Here is a 14,711-nt window from a genome sequence, read left to right as displayed (position 1 = left end):
AGTCCCGGCAAACCATTGGGAAGAGACCATGTTGAAGATCATCCCCGGCGTGTTGTGCTTTGCCCTGCTAGCAGGGTGCGCGGGCATGGACAGGACGCCCTCCGTGGCAGCCGGTGCAGGCGAAACGCCCGCGCGTCCCGCCGAGCGACCGCTGTCGGCCGATGCCCGTTCCCTGGCGGAGGAGAAGCGCGACGCGGCGGCGCGCAGCGAGCCCACGCTCTATAAAGGCAGCGACCGGCAGGTGAGGCTGCCCGAGCCGCAGTCTCCGGTGCGCTTCGTGGGCGAGGACGTGAGCCTCAACTTCGAGCAGGCGCCCCTCGCGGAAGTGGTGCAGGCCGTCATGGGCGATATCCTCCAGCTCGACTACATCGTCGACCACCCGGTGCAGGGCAAGGTGACGCTGCGCACGCGGACGCCGATCCCGCGGGACCAGCTGCTGGGCATCGTCGAGTCGCTGCTCAAGGCCCACAACGCGCTGCTCATCCGCGGCAAGGACGGCCGCTACCTGGTCACCGGCTCGCAGCAGGCGGTGCGCCTGTCGCCGCAGGTCACCAGCGCGCAGGATGATTTCGCCGGCTACAGCACCATCATCGTGCCGCTGCAGTACATCAGCGCCTCCGCCATGGCGGATATCCTGCGCCCGGTCGCGGACCAGTCCGCTTTCGTGCGCGTCGACAACGCGCGCAACCTGATCATGCTGGCCGGGACCCGCGCCCAGCTCACCGGCTGGCTCGACATCGTCTCCACCTTCGACGTCGACATGCTGGCGGGCATGTCCGTGGGCATCTTCCCGCTGGAGAATGCCAACGTCGTCGAGACGGCCGGCGCGATCAACGACCTCATGGCTGCCGCCGGCGGCGAGGCGGGCGACATCATCGGGCTGGTGCGCGTGCTGCCGGTGGAGCGCCTGAACAGCATCCTCGTGGTCACGCCGCGCTCCGAGTACCTGGAGCGGGTCGGCCAGTGGATAGAGCGGCTGGACGTGAACCCGGACGCCCGTTTCGAGCGCCGCCTGTACGTTTACCCGGTACAGAACACGACGGCCGACCGGCTCGCTAAGCTCCTGCAGGGCATCTACGCTGGCGGTAGCGGCACCAGCGTCATGGACAGCGGGGGTACTGCGGGCACACGCGGTGGCATCGGCGGAGCGGACCGCAGCGTCGCGCCGGGCATGTCGCCGGAGTCGATCAGCGGCGGCAGCAGCGGGGGCGGCAGCGGCGGTAGCGGTGGCATCGGCGGAACGGGGTCCGGCAACAGCCGCTTCGGTAGCGGCAGCACGACCTCGGGCAGCGGCAGTGCCGCGGGCAGCACCCGGGGCGACCGGGCCAGCGAGATGGTCGCCGCGGCCCTCGGCGGCGGTGACGACGATGTGCTCGCCAACGTGCGCGTCGTGGCCGACGAGGAAAACAACGCGCTGATGCTCTACGCGACCGGCAAGCAGTACGAGATCATCGAGACCGCGCTCAAGCAGCTCGACGTGGTGGCCACCCAGGTGATCATCGAGGCCAGCATTCTCGAGGTGACGCTCACGGACGAGCTTCGCTATGGCCTCGAGTGGTCTTTCCGCAAGGGGCTGGATGCCGCCTACGAGGGCTTCGGGCAGCTCGTGGGTGAGTCCGGGGCGCCGACGGCTCGGGCGCCGGGCTTCTCCTACACGGTGACCAACAGCGCCAAGGACATCACCGCGGTGCTCAATGCGCTCAGCGAGGATTCCCTGATCAACGTGATCTCCACGCCATCGGTCATGGTGCTCGACAACCACACCGCGGAGATCCAGGTGGGGGACCAGATTCCGGTGCTGCAGGGCACGACGATCACCAACGGCGGCAACTCCGTGCAGAACATCAACTTCAAGAACACGGGGGTGAGTCTTATCGTGACCCCGTCCGTCAACGCCGGGGGCCTCGTCACCATGGACGTGCAGCAGTCCGTTACCGACGTCGGCCCCGTGGATTCGGCAACCGACCAGCGGTCCTTCCTGGAGCGCTCCATCCGCAGCCGGGTGGCCGTTCGCTCTTCCGAATCGGTCGTGCTCGGTGGACTCATCCGCGAGAACGCGAGTTCCGGCGCGTCCGGTGTGCCGCTGCTGAGGGATATTCCGGGAGTGGGTGCGCTCTTCGGCACGACGTCGATAGAGAACCGCCGCACGGAACTGCTGGTCATCATTACGCCGCGGGCGCTGTACACCGAGGACGAACTGCGGCAGGTCAGCGAGGAGATGCGTGCCACGGTGCGCTTCATGGAACTGATTGAAGAGCAGCCCGCTGCCGTCTCCTCGGGCAGCAAATAGCCGCAGAATCTTCGGTACTATTCCCGGCCCGATCGGCTGGAATAAATCATAGGCTCAAACGCCCCAGCGTGGCTTTTTGCCGGAAATCGCCGCCGATCGGGCGATACCGGAATGGGCCAGGGGGCGGTCCACCCCGTTGAAGGCACTATGGAGCCTGCCAATGGGCGCCCGCAGCATCACTGTGGAGCGGGCCGACGTTCCTTCGGGCCGGAGACTCATGTATACTCCGCGCCTTTAAAAAATCCCAGGAATATTAGTATGTTAGGTAACCTCAGGAACGTTCTCCGCGGCGCAGTCGTGGCGCTGCTCGTGGCTGTCCTGGCCGCCTGTGCCGGCGGCCCGCGGCTCACCGAGGAGCGCAAGGCGCAGCTGCTAGAACGGGCCGAGGCGCGCTGGCGCGCGCTGGAGCAGCGGGACTTCGATACCGCCTGGACCTATACTTCACCCGCCTATCGAGAAGTATTTCCCAAGGCCCTGTACCGCCACAAGTTTTCCTACATGGTGGACTGGCAGTTGACAGGTGTCGAATTCCTTACCTATGATGCCCGGGCAGCTGTAGCGAGTGTGGCGGCAAGGGTCATGTCCAAACCCGTCAAACATACCTCGGCAGCTTCGGCAGCAATCGGTGCTGTGCCCTCAGTCATCCATGAGCGGTGGGTCTACGTTGATGGTGAGTGGTGGTTCAGCGCTAACTTGTAGCTTTGGCTGTTAGGTTGACAGCTGGCTGCAGCTAGCAATAATAGCGCTAGCATTAACCAGATGGTTGTGTGTTTCAGACATTAGGAGTCTCCTCATGAAAAGCAACTTTAAGCCCTTGGGCATCGCCGCTGCAGTAGCAGCAGCAACTGCCGGGTACTCTAACGTTGCATCGGCACAGCCTGCCGTTGCCAACAACGCGCTGGGCGATCTCGCGCTGGTACCGTACTACACGGTTGCCGACGACTGGATCACCGGTATCCACATCGTCAACACCAGCGACAAGACGCAGGTCGTCAAGTTCCGCTTCCGTCGTGCAGGCGACTCGATGGACGCCCTCGACTTCAACATCGTCATGTCCCCGTACGACGTCTACGCGGGCTTCCTGTCCGACGACGAGAACGGCGCCATCTCCTGGGCGGCTGACGACACCACCTGTACGGTTCCGGCCACTTCCGGCGGCAAGCTGACCATGCCGGAAATCTTCCGTGAAGGTGCGGAAACCGGTTACGTCGAAATCATCGCCATGGGCCAGACGGTCAGCGAAACCCAGCCCATTGCTATCACTGCCAAGCACAGTGGTGCAGGCAGCGACCCGGCCCTCACGCCGCTGTCGTGCCAGATGGTTCGCGGCAACTTCTTTGCCGACGGCACCCCGACCCGCCAGGGTGTGGCGGACTTCGAGACCACGTGGGCGACCGACATCCTCGATCTGGATGATGACGACAGCACGTCCGACGAACTGCCGTCCTTCTACGAGGATTCCGATGACGTCCTCAAAGTTTCCTACTTCATCCGCGACAACGCGTCCGGCGTGGAGTTTGGTGACAATGCCGTACATATCCAGGGCTTCCTCGAGGAAGCGGCGATCACCAACCAGCAGTTCGGTTACCTGTCGGGCGACCTTGACGGGTTCGACTTCCCGGATCTGGATGGTGGTTCCCCGGTAGATGGCGTTCGCGGCCGTTTTGACGAACTTCGTGATGGTGGCGTGCTTGGCGTATCTGCGCTGATCAACGAGTGGACGGCCAACGAAGCCAACGGCGCGGCGCTCGACTGGGTTGTCACCCTGCCCGGTCAGTACGTCATGCTGCATCGCCCGGGTTACATCGCGTCTCTCGGCCTTGACTCCCTGGCTTGCGTCAAGGACAGCGTGATCGGTGCGTTGGACCCGAACACGCAGGGCGCTGACATCCTGGCGGGCCTGACCGGTTGGAGTGCTGGCGATCCGCCGGTGCCCGTAATCTGTGACTTCCGCGACCTGCCGGTCGTGGCTGATATCTCTGCCTGGAACCGCGAGGAGTTTGAGGGTGAAGATCCTGACGAGAACCTGGTAGTATCTCCGTCCCCGCCCGGCTCGGTGCCGCAGGTTATCCTGAACAAGGAAGTCAACGTCATTACCTTCGGCGGCAACAGCGTCCTGGGTACGTCTGACACCGACATCTCGGCTGACCTGGCGCAGCCCTATGGCTGGCTGTCTCTCGCGGTTAGCGCTGGTGGCGAGCTGTGCAACTGGAATCCCGCTACGGACACCGGCGTCGGCGCTGGCGCGGCTCCGGACGGTTCTCCGCGTGCACTGGATCCGGATGAGATCCTGGCGCAGATGTCCTGTTCGTCGGCGTTTACCAACGACAACACGCCCATCATCGGCTTCGCAGCCTGGGAGCGTAACGTCGCAGCCAACCCCGATGCGTCCTACGGCCGTATCGTGGCACACAGCTTCGTCAGCGGCAGCTAAGCCCAGACGTTCGTGTGAACGAGCCGGCGCCCCTTCCGGGGCGCCGGTTTTTTTTGTCCTGAATTAACCACAGATCCTGGATACCCATGTTGAAGCAGATTCCTGGCACGCTGGGCGCCTTCTGCCTGGCCCTTCTTATTAGCTCCCTGGTCACCCCCCTGGCCGCCGCCGCCGACGACGAGGTGGTAATCTCCGACGGTCCGGCGACCATTACCCACGACGAGCTCGCCGAGATCCTCGCGAGCACGCCCGACAAGATACGTAACGCCGCGGCCCGCGACCGCGGCGATCGCTTTGCCCTGATCAACGAACTGGTCATCAACCGCAAGCTGGTTGCCGAGGCGGAAAAGGTCGGCGCGGACGATCCCGGCTACCGTGACCTGCAGTCGCGCCTCGACAAGGTCAAGCGGGAGTTCGCCTTCAAGCGCGCCCTGGCGAACTATGAACTGCCCGACCTGGAGGCCCTCGCCAAAGAGCGCTACAAGACGCACAAGGACGAGTACGCCACCATTCCCGAGACCCGGGCCTCCAGCCATATCCTGCTGGCCCAGGCGCCCGGCCCGGACCGGACGGAGCTGCGCGAGAAGGCGCAGCGCCTCTTGGAAGAACTGCGCGCCGGTGCGGATTTCGAGGACTACGTGGAAGAGTATTCCGGTGATCCCGGTTCATCGAAGCGCGGCGGGTCCCTCGACAGGTGGATCCGCTTCGGCGATCCGGGCATTACGCCGCCCTATTCGGAGGCGCTCTTCGCCATCGACGAGGTGGGCGGTTATTCCGAGGTCACCGATTCGCAGTTCGGCGTGCACATCATCCGCCTGGACGGCATCCGTGAGTCGGGCTACAAGCCCTACGAGGAGGTGCGCGGCGCGATCATGGAAGACCTCATCGCCGAGCACCGCAAGCTCGCCTCCAAGGCCGTCTCGGCAAGCTTCGGCATCACCGACGACGCCTTCGTCGATGGCGACGCGCTGGAGGAACTCTTCGCGCCCTATCAGTGACAGGGGTGGGGCCGCTCGATGACTGAACCCCAAGTGCTGGTCCTCGGCATGCACCGGTCGGGGACATCGCTGGTGGCCCGCGTACTCGACGCGGCCGGCCTTCACGCCGGCCGTGGTGAGGACATGCTCGCGGCGCAGGCCGACAACCCCCTCGGCTTCTACGAGCGGCGGGACCTGGTCGAGGCCAACGACGCGCTCCTCGAGGAGGCCGGCGCCAGCTGGTTCCAGCCGCCGGAGGCGCCGCTCGGTCGCGGCGGCCCGTCGGTGGCCGCGGTGAACGACGCGTTAGCGGCGTCCGCGGAGGCCGGCGCAGGCGCCTTCCTCAAGGACCCCCGGCTCTGCCTGACCTGGCCCGCCTGGGCGGGCAGTGACACGGTTATCCTCTACGTGTACCGCAACCCCCTCGCGGTGGCGGATTCGCTGCGGCGGCGCAACGCGTTCCCGCTGGGCTACGGCCTGGCGCTCTGGGAGCACTACAATCGCTGTGCCCTGGAGGCCCTCGCCAACCGGCCGCACGTCTGCATCTCCTACGATGCCATCGCGGCCGACCCCACGGAGCTGGAGCGGCTGCTCGAGCGGCTCGCCGGGCTCGGTGTGCCGCTCGCTGCCCCCGCCTCGGAAGACCTGTTCCAGCCCGGGCTCCGGCACGCGGCCTCCGGTGAACAGTTCTCTGCCGCCGAGCGCGCCCTGCAGACCTACGAGCAAACACTGCTTGCCGAGTACTGCGAGAACCTCTGTGCCGGCGGCCCCCGCGCGGCCATGCCGCCGTCCTCGCCTTCGCTGCTGCCCAGGCTCCGGGACTATGCCGATGCCTTTGCTCCGCTGGCCGAGATCGTCGAGACCGGCAACGCGCGCCGCGAGGCCGAGGTGCTGGTCGAGGAGCGCACCGGCGAGCGGGACAACGCGCTGGAGCGGCTGCGGGTAACGGAACGCGACTATGCGGCGCTGGTGGACGCCCACGACAAGGAGCGCGACGCCCATGCCCGGCTGCAGGGTGTGCACGAGGCACTGGAAGCCGACCACGAGGCCCTCGCGGGCGCGCACCGCGCGCAGGTCGAGGCCTACGATACCCTCGCCGGACAGCACCGGGCCCTGGAGCAGCAGCGGGCGGAGCTGCAGGCGGCGCACGACGCCCTGCAGGAGAAGGCCGATTACCTGTTCTATACGCTCAGCGAGGCCTACAGCAACCTGCAGGCCTTCGAGGCCTCGCCGCTGGGACGGATCCAGCGCCAGCTGTCCCGCGTTTACAAGCTGCTGACCGGCCGCCACGGCACCGCTACCAGCTACGACAACGTGCTCATCGCCGCGCGGGGGCACGCACAGGACTTCGACCTGCCCGGGCCCGAGGCCCGGCCCAGCCGCCTGGCCATGGCCTCGGACGTGCTGCGCTACGTCGCGCGAAACCCCGCCGGTTCGGCCCGCAGCTTCAGCTGGCCGCGGCTGAAACGCGCGGCCAGCGTGTTCTTCCGCAGCTCCCCGGAAGACCTGCGCGTCTGGATTCATGCGCGTTTCCCGGACCAGGCCGGCGAGCGGCTGGTTTTCGACCCGAAAGCCCTGGACCCGGACCTCGATACGCTGACGCTCGCCTTCCCGGAACACGACCGGCCGCGCGTCTCGATCATCGTGCCCGTGTACAACGACTACCGGGTGACCGCGCACTGCCTGAAGGCCCTGCACGATCACCTGGACGATACCCCCGTCGAGATCATCGTCGCGGACGACGGCTCCGCCGACCTCACCACCACGCTGGAAAAGCGGATGCAGGGTGTGACGGTGGTGCGCGGGGAGAACGTCGGCTTCCTGCGCAATTGCGACCGGGCGGCGCGGGAGGCCCGCGGCGACATCGTGCTCCTGCTCAACAACGATACGGCCGTCACGGCCGGCTGGCTGGCGCCGCTGCTCGCGGTGTTCGAGGAGGCTGACGTCGGCGCGGCCGGCCCCATGCTGCTCTTCGGCGACGGCAAGCTGCAGGAGGCGGGCGGCATTCTCTGGCGCGACGCCTCCGGCTGGAATTTCGGCCGCGGCGACGACCCGGACAAGCCCGCCTACAGCTACCGCAAGGACGTGGACTACGTCTCCGGCGCCTGCCTGGCCGTGCGCCGTTCGCTCTGGGAGGAACTGGGCGGCTTCGACGAGCGCTTTGTTCCCGCCTACTACGAGGACGCTGACCTGTGCTTCGCGGTCCGCGCCGCGGGCTATCGCGTGGTCTACCAGCCGGCCTCGCGGATCTTCCATTTCGAAGGTGTGAGCAACGGGACGGACCTCACCGCCGGGGTGAAGCGGCACCAGGTGCGCAACCAGGCCGTGTTCGCCGAGAAGTGGCAGGCCGTGCTGGCCGCGGAGCACTTCGAGAATGCCGAGCACGTCACCTGGGCCCGGGACCGTTCGTCGCGGCGTCGCTGCGTACTGGTCATCGACCACTACGTGCCGCACCACGACAAGGACGCCGGCTCGCGCTCGACCTTCCTCTACCTGCAGCTGCTGCTGGCCCTGGGCTACCGGGTGCAGTTCATGGGCGCGAACTTCTTCCCGCACCAGCCGTACACGCAGGCGCTGCAGCAGCTCGGGATCGAGGTGCTGGTGGGTGAGTCCATCGCCCGGAACCTCGACGGCTGGTTCGCCGAGCACGCGCCCTACATCGACGAGATTTTCCTGCACCGGCCGCACGTGGCGGAGCAGTTCCTGCCCCACCTCGCGAAGCTGTCCCCGCGGCCATCCGTCAGCTTCTTCGGCCACGACCTGCACTACCTGCGCATCCAGCGCGAGGCGGCAGTGCTCGCCGACCCGGAACTCGAGAAGTCGGCCGCCAGCTGGCGCAAGCGCGAATATGCCGTGTTCGAGCAGGTGGACCGGATCTATTACTTCTCGGAGGTGGAGATCGCCGAGATCGCCCGCGAGCGGCCCGGCTCCGTATTGCGCACGGTGCCGCTCTATGCGCTGCCGGACCGGCCGCTACCGGACTATGCGCCGTCGCTGCCCCGGCATCTGCTGTTCGTGGGCGGCTTCAACCATCCACCAAACGTGGACGCCGCCCGCTGGCTGGTGACCGAGGTGCTGCCGCTGGTGAACGCGGCCTGCCGGGACGTGCACGTCCATCTCGTCGGCTCCAACCCCGGTGAACAGGTACAGGCGCTGGCCTCGGCGCAGGTCACCGTGCACGGCTACGTGAGCGATGAGGAACTGGCCGCGCTCTACCGGCAGGTGGGACTGGCGGTTGTGCCCCTGCGTTACGGTGCCGGAGTGAAGGGCAAGGTCATCGAGGCGGTGCATCACAACGTGCCGCTGGTCACGACCCCTGTCGGCGCCGAGGGTATCCCCGATGCCCACGAGGTCCTCTGGGTGGCGGACAGCGCGCCGGCGGTCGCCGAGGCCATCATCGGCATCATCGAGTGCACGGCAGCGCTCGAGCCGCGCATGGCGCACTACGGAGACTGGCTGGCGACCCATTTCAGCCGCGCGCAGGCGGAAGCCATGCTCCGCCGCGACCTGCCGCCGCCGCTGCGCGAGGCCGCCGTCGGCTAGCTGCCTGCCGGTGCGTCGTCTGCGGGCGGGAAGCGCTCGAGGAATTCGGCGGCCCGCGCCCGTCCGGTTTCCGTCGCGTCCCAGGCCCAGTAGCGGCCGCTGTCCACGCGGAACGTCGCCGGCACACCCTGGGCAACGGCGTAGCGGGGCAGGTCCCGCGTCACAACGCTGCCGAAGCCGACCCGCGCGAAAGCGCCGATGGTAACGTCCTTGAGTACCGCGCTGCGCTCGCCGAGCCAGGCGTGTGGCTCGATGACGATCCCACGGGCCGGGGCATTCGTGATCTCGCCGCTTGCGCGGTCCAGCACCGGGTGCCCGTCGCTGTTGCGCAGCGTGACGCCCGCGGCGAGCAGGCAGCAGTCGCCGACGACCAGGGCCGGCCGCCCCGGGGCCGCTTCCAGGCCGGAAATCCAGGTGCCCGGCCCGGTCACCGCGACGTCATTGCCACAGGCAACCAGGTCGCCGGGCTGGCGCGCGCGGATTGTCAGTTCGTTGAAGCTGCAGTTGTCGCCCAGGTAGAGCGTGCTGCCATCGCAGCGCAGCGCCGCCCGCAGCGTGCCGCGCAGGTTGTCGCCGATGAAAACCCGGGCCCGCCCTTCACCGGGCGGGGGCGGGACCAGCGTGACGCGGGCATCGCGAACGCCGTCGCGAAGATAGAGCGCGACCTGCTCCGGGACCCCCTCCACGGTGATGCCGTTGGCCGCGAACGCCGACGCAGGCACCGCCCGCCACCGGTCCCTGTCCGTGGTGAAACCGCTGATGATCGCGGCGATGGTATCTTCTTCGACCATGAGCGCAGTGTACTCGCCGCCCCCGTCGCTGTCCCCGCTGCTGGCCGCTCTTTCCGCGCCGGTGGTACACTTCGCGACTTGTCCGGGGGCCTGCCTGCCGGGCGCTGCTCAATGATTCCCGGGGTTGCCGCGACGTGGTTTTCAACGATGAACTGCTGTTTCTTCATGTCCCGAAAACGGCGGGCATGGCGGTCAGCGAGGCGCTGACGCGGAGCCTCCGCGCGCCCGTCTACTACGCGGTGCAGGCGGGTCACGAGGGTGACCTCGCCGGGCGCGACGGCGTGCGGGTGGTCACCGGGCGACGGCACCAGAACCTCGCGACGGTGGACGCCTGGTTCGAAGAGCAGGGCCTGCCGCACCGGGTGGAGCGTTTCCGCCGGGTGCTGGTGATGGTGCGCAACCCCTACGCCATGGAGGTCTCCCGCTACCACTACCTGCGCAAGGGACACGCCTGGGACAGCGGCCGCGCCCAGGTACTCGCCCTCGCCGGGGACTTCCCCGCCTTCGTGGCCGAATCCCGCTGGTGGTTCGACTTCCGTGACTACTACACCGTCGACGGTTTCGTCCCAGACAACCTCCTGGTCGTGCGCCAGGAGGCGCTGGGCCCGTCCATCGTGCTCGGCTGCGCGGGCTGTTTTGCTTCACCGTTCCAGGCCGAGGCGGTCAACACCACGCAGCGCCACGACTATCGCGATTACCTGACCGCCGACCTCGAGCCCCTCGTCTACCGCAAGTACCAGTGGGTCTTCGACAAGGGCTACTACGCCCGGGAAGTCTTTTCCGCATGAGAGCTTTCGCCAGTGAACACCTTGCCTGACGCCGGCCGCCCGAACAGCCCGGTGGCCTGAACCGTGCGCGCCGTCCTTCACATCGGCACCGAGAAGACCGGTTCCAGCTCCCTGCAGGCCTACCTGTCGCGGGGTGCCGGGGAACTGGCCCGGTCCGGTGCCCACTGCTGCACCAGCGCCGGGCGCGGCAACAACCGTGCCCTCGCCGCGGCGTTCATGAACCCGGGCGAGAGCGACGACTACACGCGGCTCCACGGGCTGGACGACGCCGCGGCGCGGGCCGGCTGGCGGGCGAGCTTCCTCGAGGCCTTCGCGGCGGAGGTCGGCGGCGCCAGGGCGGACGTCTTCGTCATTTCGTCGGAGCACTTCCATTCCCGGCTCCTGGAGCCTGAGCAGGTTGCCGCGCTGGCAGCGTTCCTGGAGCCCCTGTTCGACGACATCCAGGTGCGGGTCTACCTCCGGCGCCAGGACGAACTCGCCCTCAGCTTCTACAGCCAGAAGCTGCGCGCCGGTTTCATCCCGCCGACGATCCTGCCCATCGCCAATGTGCGGCGGCCACGGCGCAGCCCGCCCCCGTACTTCGACTTCGAGGCGCTTCTCGGCCGCTGGGCGGACGCCTTCGGCGAGGCGGCGGTGCATCCCTGTCTCTACGACCGCAGCGTGCTCCAGGGTGGGGACGTGGTCAGCGACTTCTGCCATTTTGCCGGCCTGCCGCTCCTCGACCTGGCGCTGCCGGAACCGGTGAACACGGCGCTCTCAGCCCCGGCGCAGGCCGCTTTGCTGCGCTTCAACGAGTGCTGCGCCGGCGATCGCGAGAGCCGGGACCGGCACCGCTCGACCCGCGATGCCCTCGCCGCCTATCTCCAGGCTCACGGCGCCGGTGTGAGCGTGCTGCCGCCGCGGGCGGAGGCCGAGGAGTTCTACGCCGCCTTTGCAGCCGGCAATAGCGCCGTCGCGCGGCGCTGGTTCGGGCGCGACTGGCTCTTCGCCGAGGACTTCTCGCGCTACCCGGAAACACCGGCCCCCGTGGACTGGGGGCGCGCGGCAGCACTGCTCGCGGGCTTCGCGGCCAGCCGGGTGGAGCCCGCGTGCTGATCTCCCTGCACCTGCCGAAGACCGCGGGGACGAGCTTCCTCGGTCTTCTCGAGGCTGTGTATGGCGACGGGCTGCTGCGCGACTACCGGGACCGGCCGATCAATCGCTCCGTGGCTGCGCGGCGGCTGCGTGCCCTGGCCGGTTGCCTGCGCCACGCCGCGCCGCCGCCCCGGGTGCAGGCTGCGCGCTGTATCCACGGCCACTTCCTGCCCCTCAAGTACGCGCTGCTGCCGGCGCGCGACGGCCGCCATTTCGTGGTCTGGCTGCGCGACCCGGTGGAGCGGCTGGCCTCGCACTACCACTACTGGTACCGGAGCTATAACCCCCTGGACGCGGGGCGTCTTCACCGGCAGGTGGTCGAGGAGCGCTGGACGCTGGAGCGCTTCTGCCTCGGGCCGGAGCTGCGCAACATCTACAGCGCCTTTCTCTGGGGCTTCCCGCTGTCGCGCTTCGATTTCGTGGGTATCACCGAGCACTACGCCGAGGACGTGCGCCAGTTCAGCGAGCAATTCCTCGCCGGGGCGCAGCCCACGGTAGCGCCGCAGAATGTCAATGCGGACCCGGACCACGGCAGTCGTGGACCCTACATCGAGGACCCGGGCTTCCGTGTCGAGGTGGAGGCCTGGCACGCCCGGGACATGGCCCTTTACCGCGAGGCGCTGGCGATGCGGGCCGCGCGCGATGGTTAGCGCGGGCGGGCAGGCGCCCGGCTGGGGCGAGGCGCTGCGGGTCTACGCCCGCAAGCCGGTGCTGGTCATCAGCCTGCTCGGCTTCTCGGCGGGCCTGCCTTTCCTGCTCGTCTTCTCCACCCTCACGGCCTGGCTCCGCGACGAGGGCGTGGCCCGCACCGCCATCGGTTTCTTTGCCTGGGTCGGCCTGACCTATTCCCTCAAGGTGCTCTGGGCGCCGGTGGTGGACCGCGTGCGCCTGCCGCTGCTGACCGCCCTCCTGGGCCAGCGCCGCGGCTGGATTCTCCTGGGCCAGCTCGGCATCGCCGCGGGCCTCGCCGCCATGAGCCAGCTCGACCCGGCCGCCTCCCTGCTGCCGATTGCCGCGGCCGCGGTGCTGGTTGCCTTTTCCTCCTCGACCCAGGACGTCGCGCTGGATGCGTTCCGCATCGAGTCGGCCCCGGACGAGGAGCAGGGTGCGCTCTCCGCCGGCTATATCTTCGGCTACCGGGTCGCGCTGCTGGTGGCCGGTGCCGGGGCGCTGTACATCGCCGATGCGAGCGGCTGGTCGGCGGCCTACCTGGCCATGGCCGTCCTGGTCGCTGTGGGCGTGGCGGCAACGCTCTGGGGCGACGAGCCGCCGCACCGGGGGGCGCTGGAACAGCAGCGCATGGACTCGGCCATGGTCGACCGGGTCATGGGCCGCCCCATGCATCTCGAGCGACGCGCCTTCTGGCAGCGCCAGCTCCTCGGCGCGGTGGTCTGCCCGTTCCTCGAGTTCCTCCAGCGCTACCGGCGTTTCGCGGTCGTGGTGCTCGTCTTCGTGGCCGTGTTCCGGCTGTCGGACATCGCCATGGGGGTTATGGCCAACCCGTTCTACCTGGATCTCGGCTACAGCAAGTCGGAGATCGCGAGTATCGCCAAGCTGTTCGGGTTTTTCATGACCATCGCCGGTTCCGCGCTGTGCGGCCTGCTGGTACTGCGCTTCGGTATCCTGAGACCGCTGCTGCTCGGCGCGATCCTCGTCGCCTCGACGAACCTGCTGTTCTCGCTCCTCGCGCTGGAGGGCGGAGCAGCGCCGCCGCCGATCGTCTGGCTGGCCCTGGTGATCAGCGCGGACAACCTCAGCGGCGGTATCGCCGCCACGGCCTTCGTGGCCTACCTCTCGAGCCTGACGCACCGCAGCTACACGGCGACCCAGTACGCGCTGTTCAGCTCGCTCATGACGCTCCCGGGCAAGTTCATCTCCGGTTTCTCGGGCTGGCTGGTCGACAGCAGCGGCTACCCCTGGTTCTTCGTGGTGGCGGCGGCGCTCGGCGTGCCGGCCATCGTCCTGGTCCTGGTGCTCATGGCGCGCGAGCACCGTCAATACCGGGACCGTGCCGCCCCGGAGCCCGCGCCTTGACGGGCGCGGGGCGCGCACCGCAGCGGCTCATCGCCGTTGTCGGCATGCATCGCAGCGGCACCAGCTGCCTGACCGGCTCCCTGCAGCGCGCGGGCCTCGTGCTCGGCGAGGTACACGAGTGGAACCGCTACAACCTGAAAGGCAACCGGGAAAACCAGGCCATCGTCGACCTCAACGACGCCGTGCTCGCAGCAAGCGGCGGCAGCTGGGACGCACCGCCGACGCGCGTGCACTGGCGTGCGGCGCACAAGGCGCGGGCCCGGGAGATCCTCGCCTCCCTGGCCGATGCGCCCGTTGCCGGCTTCAAGGATCCGCGCACGCTGCTCGTGATCGACGGCTGGCTGGAGGTGTACCCGGCCATGGAGTTCGTCGGCGTGTTCCGCCACCCGGCAGCGGTTGCCGCCTCCCTCGCCAACCGCAGCGAGATGGCGCGGGACGTCGCCTACGGCTTGTGGGAAGCCTACAACAAGCGTCTCCTTGCGCTGCGCAGGGGGCGGGGCTTCCCGCTCGTGGATTTCGACATCGACGCCGAGGGCTATCGTGCTACAGTAGAGCAGCTCGCGGGCGAGCTCGGCCTGGATGCCACCGCCGTTGCCGAGGAGCCCTTCTTCGAGGAGGGCCTGCGCAAGGCGCACGGCAGCGACCGCCTGCCCCTTTCGCTGCGCTGGCTCCACGGCCGATTGCGCCGGGGCGCGCGGGCGACCATAAGACCATAAGACC

General features: G+C 68.1%; 11 protein-coding genes. 10 read left to right on the top strand and 1 reads right to left on the bottom strand.

Features of this window, described 5'->3' with window-relative positions:
* Positions 1 to 28: 28 nt before the first annotated feature.
* The 5 genes from gspD to RKE50_RS17265 all read left to right on the top strand — a co-directional run bounded on the left by gspD (position 29) and on the right by RKE50_RS17265 (position 9,244).
* Positions 29 to 2,290 (top strand): type II secretion system secretin GspD, encoded by a 2,262-nt coding sequence (gene gspD / locus RKE50_RS17285; RefSeq protein ID WP_350038585.1) that lies wholly within the window; start codon positions 29 to 31, stop codon positions 2,288 to 2,290.
* A 258-nt stretch (positions 2,291 to 2,548) separates the two neighbouring features.
* Complete coding sequence (locus RKE50_RS17280; RefSeq protein WP_350038584.1) at positions 2,549 to 2,989, top strand: hypothetical protein; 441 nt, start codon at positions 2,549 to 2,551, stop codon at positions 2,987 to 2,989.
* A gap of 94 nt (positions 2,990 to 3,083) precedes the next feature.
* On the top strand, positions 3,084 to 4,724 hold the full coding sequence (locus tag RKE50_RS17275) for a hypothetical protein (protein WP_350038583.1): 1,641 nt from the start codon (positions 3,084 to 3,086) through the stop codon (positions 4,722 to 4,724).
* A gap of 86 nt (positions 4,725 to 4,810) precedes the next feature.
* Complete coding sequence (locus tag RKE50_RS17270; RefSeq protein ID WP_350038582.1) at positions 4,811 to 5,722, top strand: peptidylprolyl isomerase; 912 nt, start codon at positions 4,811 to 4,813, stop codon at positions 5,720 to 5,722.
* A gap of 18 nt (positions 5,723 to 5,740) precedes the next feature.
* Entirely contained in the window at positions 5,741 to 9,244 is a 3,504-nt protein-coding gene (locus tag RKE50_RS17265; protein ID WP_350038580.1) for a glycosyltransferase, read from the top strand.
* Here the strand turns inward: RKE50_RS17265 and RKE50_RS17260 are convergent.
* Positions 9,241 to 10,035 carry an acyltransferase gene (locus RKE50_RS17260; RefSeq protein ID WP_350038578.1) on the bottom strand — a complete coding sequence of 265 codons (795 nt, stop codon included), beginning with the start codon at positions 10,033 to 10,035 and terminating at the stop codon, positions 9,241 to 9,243. The genes RKE50_RS17265 and RKE50_RS17260 overlap by 4 nt on opposite strands.
* Before the next feature lie 134 nt (positions 10,036 to 10,169).
* On the opposite strand from RKE50_RS17260, the gene RKE50_RS17255 reads away from it, so the two are divergent.
* The 5 genes from RKE50_RS17255 to RKE50_RS17235 all read left to right on the top strand — a co-directional run bounded on the left by RKE50_RS17255 (position 10,170) and on the right by RKE50_RS17235 (position 14,707).
* Positions 10,170 to 10,823: a hypothetical protein gene (locus tag RKE50_RS17255; protein ID WP_350038576.1), complete on the top strand. Its 654-nt coding sequence runs from the start codon at positions 10,170 to 10,172 to the stop codon at positions 10,821 to 10,823.
* Positions 10,824 to 10,886: 63 nt separating this feature from the next.
* A complete protein-coding gene (locus tag RKE50_RS17250) occupies positions 10,887 to 11,918 on the top strand; it encodes a hypothetical protein (RefSeq protein WP_350038574.1) in 1,032 nt (343 codons plus the stop codon).
* Positions 11,912 to 12,607: a hypothetical protein gene (locus tag RKE50_RS17245; RefSeq protein ID WP_350038572.1), complete on the top strand. Its 696-nt coding sequence runs from the start codon at positions 11,912 to 11,914 to the stop codon at positions 12,605 to 12,607. Before RKE50_RS17250 ends, RKE50_RS17245 begins: the two co-directional genes overlap by 7 nt.
* A complete protein-coding gene (locus tag RKE50_RS17240) occupies positions 12,600 to 13,991 on the top strand; it encodes an AmpG family muropeptide MFS transporter (RefSeq protein WP_350038570.1) in 1,392 nt (463 codons plus the stop codon). The genes RKE50_RS17245 and RKE50_RS17240 overlap by 8 nt, the downstream gene beginning before the upstream one ends.
* Positions 13,988 to 14,707: a sulfotransferase family protein gene (locus RKE50_RS17235; RefSeq protein ID WP_350038568.1), complete on the top strand. Its 720-nt coding sequence runs from the start codon at positions 13,988 to 13,990 to the stop codon at positions 14,705 to 14,707. The genes RKE50_RS17240 and RKE50_RS17235 overlap by 4 nt, the downstream gene beginning before the upstream one ends.
* Positions 14,708 to 14,711: the final 4 nt, after the last annotated feature.

It is taken from the genome of Pseudohaliea sp., assembly GCF_040217025.1.
Taxonomy (GTDB): Bacteria; Pseudomonadota; Gammaproteobacteria; order Pseudomonadales; family Halieaceae; genus Pseudohaliea.
Note: the sequence above shows the minus strand (reverse complement) of the source record. Positions and strands in the feature narration are given on the sequence as shown.